Annotated in this window: 23 protein-coding genes; 4 read left to right on the top strand and 19 right to left on the bottom strand. The window is 42.6% G+C overall.

All coding sequences use genetic code 11. From position 1 onward, the window contains the following. Positions 1–92: 92 nt before the first annotated feature. From ATG71_RS13365 to sleB, 6 genes are all read right to left on the bottom strand, one after another. Positions 93–674, bottom strand: a complete 582-nt coding sequence (locus tag ATG71_RS13365; RefSeq protein WP_098440003.1) for a lysophospholipid acyltransferase family protein — start codon at positions 672–674, stop codon at positions 93–95. Position 675: 1 nt separating this feature from the next. Next, the gene (cmk, locus tag ATG71_RS13360; RefSeq protein ID WP_483295308.1) at positions 676–1,344 is read right to left on the bottom strand and encodes a (d)CMP kinase; all 669 of its coding nucleotides are present in this window, start codon (positions 1,342–1,344) and stop codon (positions 676–678) included. A gap of 126 nt (positions 1,345–1,470) precedes the next feature. Continuing rightward, the gene (locus tag ATG71_RS23400) at positions 1,471–1,647 is read right to left on the bottom strand and encodes a YpfB family protein (RefSeq protein WP_179886534.1); all 177 of its coding nucleotides are present in this window, start codon (positions 1,645–1,647) and stop codon (positions 1,471–1,473) included. 52 nt (positions 1,648–1,699) lie between these two features. After that, complete coding sequence (locus ATG71_RS13355) at positions 1,700–2,347, bottom strand: flagellar brake protein (protein ID WP_098440001.1); 648 nt, start codon at positions 2,345–2,347, stop codon at positions 1,700–1,702. Positions 2,348–2,491: 144 nt separating this feature from the next. Continuing rightward, positions 2,492–3,838, bottom strand: coding sequence for a germination protein YpeB (gene ypeB / locus ATG71_RS13350; RefSeq protein WP_098440000.1), 1,347 nt, complete (start codon positions 3,836–3,838; stop codon positions 2,492–2,494). Positions 3,839–3,852: 14 nt separating this feature from the next. Continuing rightward, positions 3,853–4,653 (bottom strand): spore cortex-lytic enzyme, encoded by an 801-nt coding sequence (gene sleB, locus ATG71_RS13345; protein WP_430337513.1) that lies wholly within the window; start codon positions 4,651–4,653, stop codon positions 3,853–3,855. A 258-nt stretch (positions 4,654–4,911) separates the two neighbouring features. On the opposite strand from sleB, the gene ATG71_RS13340 reads away from it, so the two are divergent. Next, entirely contained in the window at positions 4,912–5,256 is a 345-nt protein-coding gene (locus tag ATG71_RS13340; RefSeq protein ID WP_034758298.1) for a hypothetical protein, read from the top strand. A 69-nt stretch (positions 5,257–5,325) separates the two neighbouring features. Here the strand turns inward: ATG71_RS13340 and prsW are convergent, their stop codons facing one another. Then, the gene (prsW, locus tag ATG71_RS13335) at positions 5,326–6,009 is read right to left on the bottom strand and encodes a glutamic-type intramembrane protease PrsW (protein ID WP_098439998.1); all 684 of its coding nucleotides are present in this window, start codon (positions 6,007–6,009) and stop codon (positions 5,326–5,328) included. An 86-nt stretch (positions 6,010–6,095) separates the two neighbouring features. On the opposite strand from prsW, the gene ATG71_RS13330 reads away from it, so the two are divergent. Next, a complete protein-coding gene (locus ATG71_RS13330; protein ID WP_098439997.1) occupies positions 6,096–7,073 on the top strand; it encodes an asparaginase in 978 nt (325 codons plus the stop codon). 68 nt (positions 7,074–7,141) lie between these two features. Here ATG71_RS13330 and ATG71_RS13325 read toward each other — a convergent pair whose 3' ends face one another. From ATG71_RS13325 to ATG71_RS13295, 7 genes are all read right to left on the bottom strand, one after another. Then, complete coding sequence (locus ATG71_RS13325; protein WP_098439996.1) at positions 7,142–8,107, bottom strand: YpdA family putative bacillithiol disulfide reductase; 966 nt, start codon at positions 8,105–8,107, stop codon at positions 7,142–7,144. A 221-nt stretch (positions 8,108–8,328) separates the two neighbouring features. Then, positions 8,329–9,606 carry a Glu/Leu/Phe/Val family dehydrogenase gene (locus ATG71_RS13320; RefSeq protein WP_098439995.1) on the bottom strand — a complete coding sequence of 426 codons (1,278 nt, stop codon included), beginning with the start codon at positions 9,604–9,606 and terminating at the stop codon, positions 8,329–8,331. Between the two features lie 273 nt (positions 9,607–9,879). Then, positions 9,880–10,464 carry an adaptor protein MecA gene (locus ATG71_RS13315; protein ID WP_179886533.1) on the bottom strand — a complete coding sequence of 195 codons (585 nt, stop codon included), beginning with the start codon at positions 10,462–10,464 and terminating at the stop codon, positions 9,880–9,882. 71 nt (positions 10,465–10,535) lie between these two features. Beyond that, positions 10,536–11,447: a MerR family transcriptional regulator gene (locus ATG71_RS13310; protein WP_098439993.1), complete on the bottom strand. Its 912-nt coding sequence runs from the start codon at positions 11,445–11,447 to the stop codon at positions 10,536–10,538. Positions 11,448–11,544: 97 nt separating this feature from the next. Further along, positions 11,545–12,309 (bottom strand): metallophosphoesterase, encoded by a 765-nt coding sequence (locus tag ATG71_RS13305; protein WP_098439992.1) that lies wholly within the window; start codon positions 12,307–12,309, stop codon positions 11,545–11,547. Beyond that, on the bottom strand, positions 12,302–12,685 hold the full coding sequence (locus ATG71_RS13300) for a hypothetical protein (RefSeq protein ID WP_098439991.1): 384 nt from the start codon (positions 12,683–12,685) through the stop codon (positions 12,302–12,304). Before ATG71_RS13300 ends, ATG71_RS13305 begins: the two co-directional genes overlap by 8 nt. A 59-nt stretch (positions 12,686–12,744) precedes the next feature. Then, entirely contained in the window at positions 12,745–13,380 is a 636-nt protein-coding gene (locus ATG71_RS13295; protein ID WP_098439990.1) for a CBS domain-containing protein, read from the bottom strand. A gap of 158 nt (positions 13,381–13,538) precedes the next feature. Here ATG71_RS13295 and ATG71_RS13290 point away from each other — a divergent pair, with 158 nt between their 5' ends. Both ATG71_RS13290 and ATG71_RS13285 read left to right on the top strand, forming a co-directional pair. After that, positions 13,539–13,760, top strand: a complete 222-nt coding sequence (locus ATG71_RS13290) for a spore coat associated protein CotJA (protein WP_098439989.1) — start codon at positions 13,539–13,541, stop codon at positions 13,758–13,760. A 6-nt stretch (positions 13,761–13,766) separates the two neighbouring features. Next, a complete protein-coding gene (locus tag ATG71_RS13285) occupies positions 13,767–14,027 on the top strand; it encodes a spore coat protein CotJB (protein WP_098439988.1) in 261 nt (86 codons plus the stop codon). Between the two features lie 49 nt (positions 14,028–14,076). Here the strand turns inward: ATG71_RS13285 and ATG71_RS13280 are convergent, their stop codons facing one another. The 5 genes from ATG71_RS13280 to ATG71_RS13260 all read right to left on the bottom strand — a co-directional run bounded on the left by ATG71_RS13280 (position 14,077) and on the right by ATG71_RS13260 (position 17,796). Continuing rightward, complete coding sequence (locus ATG71_RS13280; protein ID WP_098439987.1) at positions 14,077–14,532, bottom strand: DUF2663 family protein; 456 nt, start codon at positions 14,530–14,532, stop codon at positions 14,077–14,079. 92 nt (positions 14,533–14,624) lie between these two features. Continuing rightward, complete coding sequence (locus ATG71_RS13275) at positions 14,625–15,779, bottom strand: glycosyltransferase family 4 protein (protein WP_098439986.1); 1,155 nt, start codon at positions 15,777–15,779, stop codon at positions 14,625–14,627. 36 nt (positions 15,780–15,815) lie between these two features. After that, entirely contained in the window at positions 15,816–16,337 is a 522-nt protein-coding gene (locus ATG71_RS13270) for a phosphatase PAP2 family protein (RefSeq protein ID WP_098439985.1), read from the bottom strand. Between the two features lie 159 nt (positions 16,338–16,496). Further along, positions 16,497–17,204 carry a LysM peptidoglycan-binding domain-containing protein gene (locus tag ATG71_RS23395; protein ID WP_098439984.1) on the bottom strand — a complete coding sequence of 236 codons (708 nt, stop codon included), beginning with the start codon at positions 17,202–17,204 and terminating at the stop codon, positions 16,497–16,499. Further along, positions 17,197–17,796, bottom strand: a complete 600-nt coding sequence (locus tag ATG71_RS13260) for a CPBP family intramembrane glutamic endopeptidase (protein ID WP_098439983.1) — start codon at positions 17,794–17,796, stop codon at positions 17,197–17,199. Before ATG71_RS13260 ends, ATG71_RS23395 begins: the two co-directional genes overlap by 8 nt. Positions 17,797–17,799 lie beyond the last annotated feature (3 nt).

Here is a 17,799-nt window from a genome sequence, read left to right as displayed (position 1 = left end):
AGATTTTGATTATTGTGAGACTTCGCAATTTAAAATATTCTTTCTACTAACTTCTAATAAATACTACTTTTTGTCAAGCGGAAAACCTTATATTATTGATTCGCATGTATCAGGTCGTCAATATGCTTCATGATGATTTCCGTCGTTTTCTCCGCATTTAATCTTTCTTCACGGATACCGTCCATCGGGATCGGCGGTCCGAATACAACCTTCAATTTCCTGAATGGCTTGTATGGGCCGATGATGGCACAGGGTACGACATAAGCTTCAGATCTTAGTGCAAAGAAGCCCGCTCCTGCCAATCCCTTGCCTATTTGCCCTGTCTTACTTCTAGTACCCTCTGGGAACAGTCCTAAAACATCTCCCTGCTTCAGGACCTTTAATCCTTTACGGAGCGCTTCACGGTCGCTCATCCCTCTTTTCACCGGGAATGCACGTAAATCAGGCAGAAGCTTCCCTAACACGGGAACATTGAAGAGTTCTTCTTTCGCCATGAAGGACACTGGCCTTGGAGCTGATATCCCTACAACGGGGGGATCCAGATTATCAATATGGTTGGAACATAGTAAAACACCCCCATCTTTCGGGAAATGCTCCAGCCCCTTCACCTCTATCCGGTACAAAGGGGAAAGTATCGACTTAACGAGACCTCTGGCAAAGGTATATAGGTTCACTTTAACCTTTCCTTTCTACTAACAGCATGATTTGGTCCACAACTTCTGATATGGAAAGGGAAGTGGTGTCTATTTCCGTTGCGTCCTCGGCTTTTTTCAGAGGGGCCACTTCTCTTTCAGAATCGATCTTGTCACGACGGGCGATTTCTTCTTTTAATTGCTCCAGATCACTTGGATATCCCTTCGAAAGATTCTCCTCATGTCTCCTTTGGGCACGTTCGTCCACACTCGCGAGTAAGAAAACCTTGATTTCCGCATCCGGTATGACGTGGGTGCCGATATCCCTTCCGTCCATCACTACAGCGCCTTCTTTTGCAAGCAGCTGCTGTCTCTTCACCATTTCTTCCCTCACAACGGAATGAACGGCCACATGGGACACTGAGTTGGTCACGGAAGCCTGACGGATTTCTTCTGTTACATCGTTCCCATCCAGGAATACAAGCTGCCCCACTTCAGAAGGTTCAAGTTCGATCGTCGTTTCAGACAATAATTGATTCAATTCATTCTCATCATGCAAGTCTACGTTGTTGCTCAAAGCTTTATACGTTAAAGAGCGGTACATCGCCCCGGTATCAATATAAAGATAAGATAATTTTCCTGCCACAATTTTTGCAACGGTACTTTTCCCTGCTGCTGCAGGACCATCGATTGCAATTCTTAATTTTTTCAATTCATCCACCTACTTAAGTTCCTAATAATTTTCTTACCCATTTTAACATAAATCTCACTTTTCGTTTATAGATTCTTACTTTGGAAGTGTTTTTCAAAAAAAAGAGCAGGAATTTTAGCTCCTGCTCTAACGTGATAGGGTTTCGACAATTTCACTGTACTCCATTTTCTCCACTCCTTCGTAGAAAACGAGCTTATGAAGCTCGGGAAGGACATTCATTTGATGAAATACAAACTGGACCGCTATTAATAATATGACATGTATGATGGCTAATTTGATTAAAATTCTTTCTACCCTTTTCACTGTGATCACCCTTTTTCCTTACTAAGAAAAAGTATGTGTACATTTTGGTTTTTTATTCAAGTAATCCTTTTTTTCTTAAGTCAAGCTGTCTTTCGAAACAATATCTTAAAATATGCTGCCTCTGATTTTCAGTTAAATGAACAAATTCGATGCTTGCAATTTGTTTGTGTTCCTTTTCCCAGACCCGGATCACTTTTCCTTCGATTTCTGCATAGCGGCACTCCCCTGTCTGCATCGGGAGGACGATGATGGTCGACAGCTTGTCGCCACTGTTCAAATCCATTCCCTTCCTCACCACTACAGCACATCCTCCTGCACTGATATCTTCCGTGATTGTCGGGTAAAAATGCTCATTGATCTTTAATGAAATGTCAGTGTTGGCTTCTACACGAACGAATTGTCTTCTTTGGACTTTCATTAACCCATCGTCTCCCGGATAATGCAGGTGGATCATCGGTATCTTGGATAATTTACGGCCCATCACTTCCGTTTCAAACATCAGGACGGTCTGTTCATTGAAGGTGAAGCTTGCTTTCAACTGAGTTCCATCGATTAAAAAAACGGCTTTCTCCGTTTTGGTATGGATGGGATAATCAATAAAAATCCCCTCTTCGGAAAGTTCGACCACCCTGCATCTATATCGATCAAATGTTTCATTATGTATAGGCTCCAATTGCAATGTGGTACCAGCTTTTATCATAGTCCGAAATTCCCACTTTCCCATATTATGTATCTATATTATGTCACGAGATCCCTCGCCTTTCCATACCTTTTTAACTCCATTCTGAACTTTCGAACAAGAAGAGAGGGACGGACCTCTAAGTTGGAGGTCCGTCCCTGTAAGTTAAACGACTTCTTCATAGATGGGCTCTGCTTTTTTGAGCCTCTCTACTTTCTCTTCTTCTCCTGTGTTTGCATTGACGAATATTCTATAGGTATCTTTACCCAGCATACCCATGAATTCATAGCATAGCACTTCTTCGTTGAGGTCGTTCACGATCACCGCCTGGCGCTCTTCCATTATCTTCAGGTTTGGGTTTGTCGTTTCTTTCGCATCTGCCTTTGTAATGGATGCTTTAGGGATTTCTCTATCATGATTATTTTTTAAGTATTCTTCAGCAGCAAAGCCAACAATCTGTCCATTATCCAATGCTACTTTTATTTTAACCGAATCAGGATAAATCCTCACTCCGTCCAGGACCGTAACGTATGTGAAAATACCGATGTTATCATATTGTGCACTCTCAAACAGCTCAAGCTTCTGGAAGTTATTTTCCTTCAGGAAAGCAGTCGCTTTTTCAGCTGCTTTGTTCAAACTGATCTTTGGTTCTTTGATTTTACGGTTATTGATATACCAGATCGGATATCCGCCTTTTTGGGTGATATCCATGCTCGCTTCGGTGTTACCATTTCCGATTGATACACTATAGAATTTGTAATCGGCACCCTTACCGCTTTTTGAAACTTTTGCATCTTTTGCTTTAGGGATACCGGAATACCTCCTCAATATCTTGACTGCTTCCTCTTTGGAAATTTCTTTCCCTTTTAACTTCTTAAAGTTCTGATCTTTTTTCTCCGTGTTGACGAAGGTGGTCGTGCCAAAGTTCGCCTCATCATAACCGGATACATTTTTCTCGACGGTCTTGAATCCATCGATAATGGTATTATCTGCCTGTTCATCCCCTGATGCCAAAGCCATTTCCACATCCATCCATCGCAAATTGTTTTCCATGACAAGATGCTGGACTTGACGTAACTGATTTTGAATATCGGCACTTTGTTTATACAGGTTTTCCAATGACTTATATTCTTTATCCGTCAATGGATTTTTATCTAAATCTCTTACAGCTACACGATAGCTGAAGTCACCGATATTGCTCAGGAATTCTTCCGTCTTATTAAACGGCAGCAGCGTCAAAGGAAGCTGACCTACGTCACTGTGGGCCTGTGACGTTAATCTCCACACATCGGCAAGTGCCGGTGACAGTGACTTCCTTGAATTCATGGCAAGAGTGGAACCGATTTGATCATGAAGCAGGTCCACCTGGTAAGTCAATTCATGAAATGCTCTTTGATAGTTATTTTCCGCATTGATCAGTATCGCATTTTTCTCCTGGTGTTCCTGGTATCCCCAGAAAGCGGTACCGGCTACACCGAGGACGAGTACCGTAATTAAAATGATTCGTAGCAATTCCCTTCACCTCTTTAACTACAGAATATGTGTTTTCCAATTTTCTTGATTTGGGGACGGGACCAAATCCACTTGCTTGTTGCCGTCACTGGATTGAAATAATACAGAGCACTTGATGACGGATCCCAACCGTTAATGGCATCCAACACCGCTTCTTTTGCTCTTTCATTAGGGGTTAACCAGATTTGGCCGTCAGCTACGGCTGTGAACGCACCTGGTTCAAAGATGACCCCTGCCACGGTATTGGGAAACGCTGAGCTGTCTATCCGATTGAGAATGACTGCCGCTACAGCTACTTGTCCCTCGTATGGTTCACCACGTGATTCTCCATATACTGCGTTTGCGATCAATTGAATGTCATTTTGAGAGAAACCATTCGGTGTATTCACCGCCGTCGGCTTAGAAGGGGCCGGCTTGTTTTGAGCAGGAGCCTTTGCCCCTCCCCCACCTGTCGAACCTTTTTGTTTATCTAAATCTGTCCCGCCATAATGGCTGAAGTCATTGCCTTTTTCAATTTGATTCTTCACATATTCCTTATTGTACTTTGATGCTTTCACAAGTTTTTCTTTTGTTTTCGCACCGGCAAGGCCATCGATCGGAAGACCGAACTCATATTGAAAGTTTCGGAGTGCCCAATAGGTCCCCCATCCAAATACACCATCAATATCGCCGTTATAATATCCGATATATTGAAGTCTGGATTGAAGCTCGATTACATCCTCACCCGTTGCGCCATGCTGAATGACCTGATTCGTAAAAGCGTCTGCCTTCTCACCTTCAGAAGAAATCATAAGAAGAGAACACATAAGCACCATGACGACTGAAGTAGAAACCCATTTGAAACGACTATTCATAATGCCTTAACCTCCATATCTTCAATTAATATTAACTCTAGTTTTTGTAGAGGCTCCCATTTTATACAAGTGGAATCATTAAAATTTGAAAACGGGAAAAAGCGCCTGCACAAGTGAAGCACTTTGATAAGACACTGTAATGTCTCAGCAAAAAGGATGTAAACAAGTAAGGTTATAATGAGTGAGGGATACTTCATTAATTCAAACAGGAGGGTCATGATGGAGGACTATTTAGCGAAATCATTGGATGAATGGAAAGAGGATATTTCGGAGGTATTGGATCAAATCAATACAGATTATGAGGAAGTAAAAAAAGAACTGAAGGTCTATTCCTATAAATACGGAATTACAAAACAGGTCATTCAATCCACGGTGAACGAGGAAATCATTGAAAATATCAGGGAAATGTATCATAAACCTTTTGAAGAAAAGTATAGTGAACTGAAAGAATACATACGCGACCTGGATGAAAAACGAAAAGTATTTCAGATGTTTGTGAACAAAATTGATGAAGTGAAGCGGAAGGAATCTCCAAAAACTGATCTTGCTGCTGCCTATAAATAAATCGAACCCCCGCATTTAGCGGGGGTTCTTCTCATTCAATAGAAAAGACGCCCCTTATCGTGAGCGTCTTTAAATGACTTCTTTCTTCAATTCCCGTTTGTACTTCTTTTCTGTAAGCTGGTGGGCACTCTTGACTTTCTTTAATCCCAGCCACCATAAGAAAAACATGAACGGAACCATATAATAAACCCAGTTTTTCTCAGCAAGGAAAATATAATTGTAGGTTCCATGTAACAAGATAGGCACTGAGATGGCCAGAAAAAGCCATTTATGCCTTTCTTCCCGGGATGAGAACTTCGCTTTTCCTAAATAGTATCCCATGATGACCCCGAAAAGGGCATGACTCGATACAGGGAGTACTGCCCTCCCAAATGCGTGTTCGACACCATTGGCGACTAAATATAATATATTTTCCACTGTGGCAAATCCAAGTGAAACACTGGCTCCATATACGATACCGTCATATGGTTCGTTAAAGTCCACGTGCTGGAAGATGGCAAACATTAGAATAAACCACTTAAAAAATTCTTCGAGGAACCCGGAGGAGATGAAAGCTGTAGACCAGTTGGAGTCAATGATCCCTTCCACTTCCAGGACATATTGTAAAAACATAATCGGAAAGGTAATAAGGGCCCCGTACATAAACGTTTTAAACACCAATGTAATGGGTTCGGCCTCATATTGATCCCGTAAATAAAAGTAACTTAACAATGCTAATCCTGGTGCTATACCCGCTGATAAAATCACCAGCATAAAAAGTCCTCTTTTCTTTCGGTTTTCTTAATCGTATCATGTTAAAGTAGTATTGGAAATAGGAATTTAATTGGTTGGAGGAATGAATGATGAAGAAAGATATTTTAGTCATACATACAGGCGGCACCATCTCAATGATGGAAGACGAACAGACCGGAGCCGTTTCACCGGGAAAAGAAAACCCGCTCTCGGTGCAAACATCCATCGTTTCAAGTCTGGCGAATTTGACGGTCGAAGAAGCATTCCATCTGCCTTCCCCTCATATTACGCCTGGTCATATGCAGCAGCTGAAAGAGATCATCGAAAAGAAGTATAAGGAAAAGCCCTTCCACGGGGCCGTCATTACCCACGGAACAGATACATTGGAAGAAACAGCTTATTTCTTAGACTTGACCCTTTCCCTCCCCATCTCGGTCGTGGTGACGGGAGCCATGAGATCAAGCAATGAAATAGGGGCTGACGGTTTATATAACCTGATTTCATCCGTACGTGTAGCAGCGGACGACAAATCCATGAACAAGGGGGTTTTGGTAGTCCTGAACGATGAGATCCATTCAGCGAAAAATGTGACCAAAACCCATACGAGCAATGTATCCACCTTTCAAAGCCCACAGTATGGACCGATCGGGATCGTGACGAAAAGGGGGGTACTCTTCCATCACCAGCCAACCTCTAACGAGCACTACGAGGTGTGTGACATTTCCAAGAGGGTGACACTCATAAAAGCGTATGCAGGAATGGATTCAGGATTACTGCGGGCGATAAAGGATCTGCAGTACGACGGGGTCGTCATCGAAGCACTGGGTCAGGGAAATCTCCCACCGGAAACAGTGATGGGCATCGAGGAACTGTTAGAAGCGAATATCCCCGTCGTATTGGTTTCCAGATGCTTCAACGGGATTGTCCAGGACATCTACGGATATTCAGGTGGCGGAAAACAACTGAAAGAAAAAGGGGTCATCTTTTCAAACGGTCTAAATGGACAAAAGGCCAGAATCAAGCTTGTGGTGGCCCTTTCCCAAATACATGACATGAAAGAACTGGAAGCGATTTTCAAAAACTAATTAACGACAAGTAGTAAAAAAGACGAAAGAAAGAGGCTCCTCAGTGAGCCTCTTTCTCACTCTTCCTTCTATTTTTTCATTTCCATAATGGATTCGGCAATCAGTCCGCCATGCAAACGACCGTTTTCTATGAAGATTTCATTGGCATTGTTTCCTGCGGCAATGACGCCTGCAATATAGACGCCGTCTACATTTGTTTGCATCGTTTCAGGATTGTGGGCAGGACGACCGGTTTCCTTATCGATTTCTATCCCCATTTTCGTCAGGAAGCTATGATCGGGATGATAGCCGGTCATGGCAAACACAAAATCACTCTTGACCTCTTTCTTTTCTCCATTAACGTTGTAAAGAACAGAATCCCCGGTTATTTCATCCACACATGCCTGAAACTCCATTGTGACTTCACCATTCCTTACAAGTGCATCAAAATTCGGGAGGATCCATGGCTTGACACTTTTGGAATATTCACTTCCCCGGTATAAAACGGTGACCCTAGCCCCTGCTTTATTCAATTCAAGTGCTGCATCAACCGCGGAGTTTTTGCCTCCGATGACCACCACATCCGTATCAAAAAAAGGATGGGCTTCTTTAAAATAATGAAACACATTCTCTTGTTCCTCGCCGGGGATATCCATGTAATTCGGGTTATCGTAGTATCCGGTTGCGATGACGATCGACTTACTTTCGTAATGTCCCTTAGAAGTCGTCACAGTAAAACCATCGTCGTGCTTCTCAACTTTATAAACGGTTTCAAATCGGTTGATCCTGAGCTTTTTACGCTTCACCACTTCGCGATAGTAGACCAATGCCTGATTCCTTCTCGGCTTATGCTCTTCAATGACGAAAGGTACATCACCGATCTCAAGCTTCTCACTCGACGAAAAGAAGGTTTGATGGGTAGGGTAGTGGTAAATCGCATTGACGATATTCCCTTTTTCGATGATCAAAGGATGGATTCCTTTTTCTTTGAGACTGATGGCAGCAGACAACCCGCACGGTCCTCCGCCTACAATAATGCATTCTTCCATTTTCAAATTCAGACACTCCTTCAATTCCTCTATCTGAATGATTAAGTTCATCCGTACACTTCAGATTATTAAAAGTCTTTACTCAGTTATTATGGAATAAGATTGCGTCCAGGTCAAAAAGGAGCCCTCGGTATCCCCGGGATCCATACTGATAATATGGGCAGCATTGAATATGATCCCAATAGAAAAAAGGGTGGGCTTCTTTCCCCCACCCTTTTAGTATATCGCTAAATCCACCCTCTGAACCTGCAGGCTTCCGCCATTTTCCTTACCCCGACCATATAGGCGGCGAGCCTCATATCCACTCTTCTTGTTTGTGCCGTTTCATACACGTTATTAAAAGAGCTGACCAGGATCTTTTCCAGTTTCTCTTCCACTTCTTCTTCTGTCCAGTAATACCCCTGATTGTTCTGAACCCACTCGAAATACGAAACCGTCACGCCACCTGAGGAAGCTAACACATCCGGTACCAGTAGGATCCCGCGTTCCGTCAAGATCTTCGTTGCATCCAGTGTTGTCGGTCCGTTGGCCGCTTCGACGACGATGCTTGCCCTGATATTGTGGGCGTTCTTATCCGTGATTTGATTTTCAATGGCAGCGGGCACTAGAATATCACAATCAAGTTCCAGCAGTTCTTCGTTAGTAATCGTATTATTGAACAACTTCGTGACCGTTCCAAAGCTGTCGCGTCTGTCCAGTAAATAGTCGATGTCCAAGCCGTCCTCATCGTGCAGGCCGCCGTAGGCATCGGATATCCCGATCACCTTCGCACCGGCATCATGCATGAATTTGGCAAGGAAACTTCCGGCATTTCCGAACCCCTGAATGACCACCCGTGCCCCTTCGAGTTTAATTCCCTTTTTCTTTGCCGCTTCATGGATACAGATTGTCACCCCTTTGGCAGTGGCCGTTTCACGGCCGTGGGATCCTCCCAGCACCAATGGTTTACCGGTAATGAATCCTGGAGAATTGTATTCATCAATGCGACTGTATTCATCCATCATCCACGCCATGATTTGCGAGTTGGTGAAAACATCCGGGGCCGGAATATCTTTAGAAGGTCCGACAATTTGGCTGATGGCACGAACATACCCACGGCTTAATCGCTCTAACTCCCGAAATGACATATCCCGGGGGTCACAGATGATCCCGCCTTTACCTCCCCCATATGGAAGGTCGACAATTCCACATTTCAAACTCATCCAAATGGAAAGCGCTTTAACTTCCTTCTCCGAAACGTTCGGATGAAAGCGGATCCCGCCCTTTGTCGGTCCGACCGCATCATTATGTTGGGCACGATAGCCCGTGAACACCTTTACTTTTCCATCGTCCATCCGGACTGGTATTTTAACCGTTAACATACGAATCGGTTCTTTTAATAATTCATAAACTTCTTCTGAATACCCTAATTTATCGAGCGCAAGATGAATAACCGTTTGTGTAGATTTCAGCACATCATGCTGCTCTGATGCTTGGTGACTTTCTTTCCCCTTTTCGGCTACCATATATGTAAACCTCCCAGTATCCTTCACTGTTTAGCGGAACCTCGTCCGCTTTCATGACATAGTATACACGTTTGATTTCCACTTGCAAAGAAGGAAAATTCAATATTGAGCATTTTTTTGAAAACGCTATCATTTGATTATATGATTTCTAAAAAGCACCCCCAGGATTGACCCTGAGAGTGCATAAAGCCTATTTTATTATTATTTTATTATTAGATTCGGCATAAAACATATATTCAAAGGGGGTAAAGATTCAACAGCATCATCAACGAGTCAAAAATAATGTAATATCTTTTTAATGGAATCCCTTAGTAACACAACTCGGCCATATTCCATCAGGATATGCTTTGTAACCGTCGAGTGTTGACCATATTCGGCGCAAATAGCTTCAAGTACGAAACTGTCGCCTTCAAGCAAATTCTCTATAAGTACGTAATACGTTTTTTCGTAGTGAAAAATACTGTATTGAATGAGGGAATGGCTCAGCTTTCCCATCTCATTGATGCGTTTGAGAAGGTTGAGTAAGTCCTCGAAATCATTGAAATACACGAGAACATCGTGATCGTTCATGGATTTCATCATTTCGGTACCTTCTTCCCAGTCGGAAAAGTCGTCTTCTGACTCTAACGTGAGGATCAGGCAGATTTCCTGATCATCAAATGATTCGATCTCCACTGTGATTTCCATTTGTGTTTCGATGCCGAACTTCCCTTGTACTTCATCTAACATGTCTTCAAACAGATCATGCCACATATAGGAATCTTTCCATTGGTCCTGTTCAAATAACCCTTTTTGTTCCAACTCTTCTACACTAATGGAAAATTTTATTTTATTGTCCGAAATTCTTTCGAGCTTCATCTTCGTACCCCCTAGAGTGTGACGATTTATCATCATACTATGTAAGGGGCAAAAAACAGTGCATACTCCACTTATAATTTACTTTTGACCCAATGTTCCCAATCGGATTTGGTTTGTCCCACGATATGTTCATCAAATTTTGCTTTTACGTCTTTGGGCAGATGATCGACGGCGAAACCGCCCATCCCGATCACGAGATCACTCCGCTCGTTCTTTAAGGACGTAACGAGTGAAAGGAGGTTATCAACATTTTCAAACAGTGTGCACGAGAAGAATAAAAACTTTGGATCCACTTCATCCAATACGACGTCAATATCATTCTCTTTTATGCTCGATCCCAGATAGATGACTTCAAACCCCTTCCTTCGTACGTAAAGGGTGAAGATCAATAATCCTAATTCATGCCATTCTCCAGGCCCGCAGACAGCCACTACCTTTGGTAATATCCCATTATGGGGGAATGAATGCATGATGATACCGATACGGGACCTGAGGATGGAAGTGGCAAAGTGCTCATGGGCCGTCGTGATTTCACCATTTTCCCATAAATCACCGATCCTGACCAGGAGGCTGCCGAGAATGTCGATGACCACCTTGTCGATGGTATACACAGAAAACGACTGGTTGATCAATTCATGGGCTTTCGTTTCATCAAAACTCAATAAAGCCTTCAAGAGATCATCGGAAATCGTTTGGGTGCGATCCTTCTGTTGTGAAGATGTGATTTCATTCTCTTCCAGTTCCTGTTTGTCCAGTAACGCAACAGCCTGGCTGATGGTAAAGCCTTGATCAACCTTTTCAACCAGCCATTTCAATATATTTAAATGTTGTTCGGTATACAAACGGTGCCCGGATTCATTCCGCACAGGTGCAATGATCTGGTATCTTCTCTCCCATGCCCTCAATGTTCCCGGTTGAATCCCTAAAATGGTAGACACAGCCTTAATATTGTATTTGCCTTCCAACTTTTTATCATTGCTCATAAATAGTCCCCCAAGTATTTCTCATCTCTCTAAAATTATAACCCGAGAAATCTCTTTGTGTAAAATTTGTATAGGTAATGAATAATATTTGTTCATTTTAACCTTTATCTATCATCACTAAATGGGTTTCGGCCGGGGCACCCAGCCGCAAAGGAATCGCGGTGGTCCCGTAGCCATTGCTTACTAATAGGGTGGTCTCCGGGAGAGTTTCAAGTCTTCCTTTTTTATACATCCCCCAACCGAACAGACGAATCTGGCCCCCGTGTGTATGTCCGCTTATCATAAAGTCGATCCCGTCTTCTTTCTGAACTTGATTCACAAGCCTTGGGTCATGACTGATCAAAAGATTGAATTCATCAGGATGTACCCCTTCAAGTGAGGCCTCATAATTTGCCCGTTGGGTACTTGCGTCATCCACCCCTATCAAGTTCAGGACCCCATTATGAATCTTTACCTCCACTGAAGAATTGACGATTTCGACGATTCCTTTTTTCTTGAATATCTGTTTCAACCTGCTCGTATTCACTTCATAATCATTATTTCCCCATACGAAATAAACGCTTCCCAAAGTCAAGAGTTTGTCAAGATTTCGTTCAACCCTTGAAAAAGGCACCCCTTTTTCCAATAGGTCCCCGCCGATGATGACAAGATCCGTTTTCCCTTTCACGTCTTCGATGATTTCATTTGAAATTTCCCGTTTATGTATATCGGAAATAAAAAAAACGGATACGGGCTTCATCTGTCGGGGGTAGTGAGGAAACTTCACCTTTTCAATCTTTACGACGTTACGTCGGGCTTCATATACCATATAAAAGAGGAGGCTGACTCCCCCTGCCAATAAAATCATACTAAATTCAAGCATTGTGGCCTCCTTGACGGCGAAAATCTATTGAAATGATACCATAAAAAATGGCTGAACAGGAAAAAATCATCGTTTGCCATATGCCATACCCGCTCAACACGTAAATCACCGCTAAGTGAAATGGAATGAGGATCGATTCTTTATGTAGTTTTCCATTCCATAATTGAAGGATAGAATAGAATTCAGCCCTCAGCACATTCACCTGGACCATGATACCGATCATAAACGCAATGGACGCAGCGAAGAACTGTACCGGATTGAGGACCATCCCCACAATGAATTCCGGATTGGTAAAACGTTCGGATGCCGGAAACCATGTAATGAATAGATACCCCAAAAGAAACGTAATTATCAGTTTCATGAAATGATTGATCAAAAAAATCCCTCCCATAAATCTTATGAGGGGGATTTTTTTTCATACAGGGATTTATTCAATTATTCATCTTCATGTATATCGAGAATACGGAATCCTGATTTCTCTAACTTATGAAGGAATTTATCCATATTGTCCTTCTTTTCCACCTTCAGGACAATACGACGTAATAATTTATCCGACTCATCAAATGTTACTAAGGATATCACCGATTCTGAATATTGTTGGATGATGTCACCGAGCCTTGCGATCCGTCCTTCCGTTTCTACAGAAGAAAAAGCGATGCGGACCCCTTTCTGGTCCATGCCGAATGCACTTCTGAATTGATCCAGGACGTCAAAGCGTGTAACGAGCCCAAGGAACTTATTATTTTCGGCCACCACCGGGAGGATCGGCGAATCCTTTAATTCGATCAGTGCATTTTCAAATACATCCTTTTCGGTTATATATTTGTCCGAATCCGTGATGATATCACTGACCTTTTTCTCTTTGAGGAATGTTTCCTTATCCATTCCGGAAAGGAAGAAGCTTTGATAGATATTGTAACGGGTCGCTACGCCTTTAAACTCTTCATTCGAAAGGACAGGTACCCCGTCGATTTTATGGTGTTCGAGCACCGTCAGCGTCTTTTCAACTGAATCGTTTACATCCACCACGTAGCATTTGTGTTTCGGTATCATGGCATTTTTAACAAACATTTGACCACCTCATCATTAATTTCCTACACCTTACACCTTAAGTATTCAACATTTCCCTTGTATTTCCCTTCATTCTTATGAATTTATATAAATTAACATGTTCCCATTTCTCCCATCATATGTTGTTACGAAGGAATCCATTTAGAGGAGGAATCGGTATGCATGAATTCTATAAAGCATATTACCCGTATATAAGTCCCTATGATCCGTGTAAGCCGATTACACGGAAGGTCTATTCGACTCCCCCAAACCTGTATCTTGGGTTTCAGCCTTCAAATTTAGAACAATATACACCTAAAGAAGCATTGCGGAAGGGGACATTGTGGAAAGTATTTTATGATCCCTACTATAGTCCCTACGAAAAAGCGAAGGGAGAATGATCCCATATGAAGCAGCTTCCCGCCCATTATTATGAAGTGTTGGAAGAATTACAGGCGGTCGACTTCGTCATAGTCGATCTTACTCTGTACCTGGATACCCACCCGGACGATCATGAGGCCATTTCACAGTACAATATGTATGTAAAAACCAGAAAACAAATTAAGAAGAAATTTGAAAAGGAGTTCGGTCCACTGACCCATTTTGGATACAGCTATTCCAATTACCCGTGGGATTGGAAGGAAGCACCCTGGCCATGGCAAGTTTGAACGCGGCTGTCAAATCCACTCCCAGTGCTTCCCTTTGGGCACTGGGTTCTCATTTACTGCCATGGAACAGATTGATATCCCAGTCTTTTTTCATTTTATCGTATACATGATGCCTCTTTTTCCACGCTTCTTCTTTCCATAAATCTTTACTGCGATCGATGATTTCACATCTTAATGCATGAAATTCTTTTTCTTTCTTTTCCTTCTTTTCATATAAAATTTTGGCAGCCCCGAATAGCACAACCAGAAAAAGGGCCATGAATAAATGAATGGAATCTGATACAAAGATCGAGAACATCGCAGCAAACGAGTATGAATAAGGGCCTAACACGAACTTCGTCAAATAATATAGAAAAAAGAAGGATGCAAACATCGCCCCCCATAATGTATAAAGGTGAAGTGCCTTCGCACGATCAAATTTTTGTTTTTTTTCAATCAGGTTATAGAGCATTTGCTCCGTTGCCTGATCAGTCCACTCCCCAAATTCCTTTCCTCCCCGTTCCATCCGTATCCACCCCTCCTCTCCTTAAAGTATATGAGCATGTCCAGGGAGATAGAATCAGCACATGGAAAAAGGATCCCCTATGAGGATCCCTTTTAAATATTTTCAGCCGTACCGCTGTGTTTGGTTATGGAAGGAGCTGATTTCCCTAATTCAGTTATGAGTCCTTCAAAGATGGCATCCCAGGATTGTCTTTCTGCCATTTGGAGTGCTTTTCGTTTCATGTAGATCAGTCGGCTTTCATCCAGGGATTCGATGATATGGTGGATGAAGGATTGATACCGGTGAGCTTCCGCTATTCTTCCAGTATGATCATGCTCGACGATATTCGTCACTCCCCCCCTGTCCGCGACGATGGCAGGCAACCCTGATGCCAATGCTTCCAGTACGACATTCCCAAATGTCTCAGAAGCTGAAGGAAAGACAAACAGATCCGAGGAGGCATACGCTTCTGCAAGTTCTTCCCCTGTCAGATAGCCTGTGAAGATGACATTTTCATCCTGAGTCTTATCCATGAGATCATTCTTTAGCGGTCCATCGCCGACGATAAGCCATTGGACTCTATCCTTCATTTCCCCGGGAAGATGTTTGATCGTTTTTTCTAGTGTATCCAAGTCCTTCTCGGGTGCCAGCCTTCCTACGTAAAGGAGGATATATTTCTTATCAATCTTGTATTTATCCCTAAGGGAGGTGTTTCGCTTTTTGGGTGAAAAGGTCGTACAATCGACCCCTCTCCCCCATATGGACAAGTCGGTAAAGCCCTGTTTTATCAGATGCATCCTCGTTTCTTCAGACGGGACGAGGATGCGGTCAGCATGTGAATAAAACCATTTCATATATTTCCACAATAATGGGGATGCCCACATCATTTTGTAATAATTCAAGTAGACATCAAAGTGGGTATGATAAGAGGCTACAAGGGGGAGGTCCAATTTCTTTGCTCCACGGATTCCATAAAGCCCCATCGTCAGTGGCGTGGTAACATGAATCAGTGTGGGAGAGAAATCCATAAGCTGCTTTCGGATTGTCTTTGGATTTGCTATGGCCGTCCGGCACTCAGGATAAAGAAAGAATGGGAAACTCGTGAATGAGTGCACATTAGGATAATTCTCCCCTTTATCCTGAAAATCAGGTGTGAACACTTTGTATTCAATCCTCCTCTTATCATAATGATCCGTCAGCTTTTTTAACGTCCTTGCCACTCCGTTTACTTGCGGATAAAACGTATCAGTAAAAAGCGCCACTCTCATTACCTTTCCCCCTTTTTGGTTTACGTGCAAGCTTCTTTAGATAAACAAGATGGCCATTGTCGTGGTAAATGCCAGAAACGCACCTGCCAATACATCTGAAGGATAATGGACACCCAGGACGACTCTCGAATACCCGACGAGCCAGCTCAAAGGGAACAGAACGAGCATCGTGATCGGATAGTGAATCATAAAAGGGATGGTGATGGAGGAGATAGCCGTTGAATGACCTGAAGGAAATGAGTGATCCTTGAAATGATGGCCGTGGATGATCGCCCCCGGTAGTGTCATATATGGACGGATTCTTTTGACGCCCTTTTTCAGCAATACCATCAGGATATGGCTTACGATCAGGGAGAGAGCAGCCGTGATGACCGTATCGAGGAGCCATACATAATATTGACTCAGGAAGAATAAGGTAAAGATTGATCCCACAGTCACCCTCGCCCCGCCCAAGTGAGTTACATATCCAAAAAATGAGCGATAAAGCTCCTTGCTGCCATTGATCCTATAAAACAACTTATCATCTGCATGACGAAAGCCCGTCATCATATTGTCCATATCATCGACTCCCTTCACTGTATTGGTATGTCAGTTTCATTATATTTTCGGTATGTAACGCTTCCACTAATTCCATGTAAATTCTATTTGCGATTGTTGCAAATAAATGTAAATCAACAACAAAAAAACATCCATCCCCATATATATGGGGAGGATGTTTTATTGATCTAACGGAATTTCCAACACTTGGCCTGTTTGAATGTCTGTATCCTGAATCTTATTCCATTCTTTGATCCGGTCCACGCCTGTTGGGGAATGGTAGTAATTCATGGCGATCCTGTACAAGGTTTCCTGAGGTTTAACTGTATGATACACAACCTTGACCTTAGGCTCTTCTTTCTCTATTTCTTGTGGTTCTTCTTTTGGTTCTTTTGGTTCATCTTTTATCTGTTCCTTCGGCTTTTCTTCTTCTGTTTCTTTAGGTGGTGGCGCCGAGGCTTGTTGATTCTTCTCACCAGTAGAGGAAGCGGACTCGTTCGATGATGCCTTTTGCTGTTCCATTTCAGGAGGGTCTTCTTCTGTCTCCGGGGCGACGGCAGCCTCACTATCTTCTTGTTCTTTATCAGATTGGTCATAACGGACTTCAACCACGTCATCTACATCTTCGGACATGACGACGAGGGGACCATTTCTGTTATCCAAATACGAATAAATGCCAAAAACAGTCAAAGGCAATAAGATAAAAAATAAGAGCAGCATACTGATCAATGGGTACTTCATTTTCCATTTGTTCTTTTTATGTTTCTCTCTATGCAGCTCACTTCTTGGGGGAAGCGGCTCCCTTTTTTTGACTGGTGGTTCCTCAGGGACTCGTTCAATTTTTACCTTCCGTTTCGCTGCCTGATCTCGATATGGGTCTTTACTCATGTGACATCCCTTCTTTACTTCTTTGTCTTCCATTCTTACGCATATGTAACCCAAGTAAAAAATCGATGACAAAGTGCATGATGATCGTAACCAATAAATTATCTGTGAATTCATAAATGAAACCGATCCAAAAGCTGAGCACTACGATATTGATGATTAAAAACCAGTGAGCCCAGTACCTGAAATGAATGAGTGCGAAAATAAGGCTTGAAATGATCAGTCCAAAGTGAAATTGAAGGACACCCCTGAATAAGATCTCTTCACTTATACTGATAAACATAGCTAAAAGGGCGATTTCCCCCATGCTTCTATTAGTGAATATCTGTGCATTGACCCCGCCATCGTCGTAATATTTAGCAGGCAGCACCTTCATCAGGAGCATATCGATCAGGACGATCAGGAGACCGCTCGTCATCCCGACCGTAAAGATGGCAGGGGAAAACCTGATCTGATTCCAGAATTCAGACGTTGTGTCAAATAAAAATATACCTAACACACAGGCGATCGTTAATAGTAAAAATTGAGTAAAATACAAATGGAACGTTAATTGCTTCTTGGAAAGCTGTTGAATGATTTCCCCTTGTTTCTTCATTGA

It is taken from the genome of Bacillus sp. es.034, assembly GCF_002563655.1.
Lineage (GTDB): Bacteria > Bacillota > Bacilli > Bacillales > Bacillaceae_B > Rossellomorea.
The sequence above is the reverse complement of the archived record's forward strand: the minus strand, read 5'-3'. Positions and strand labels throughout refer to the sequence as shown.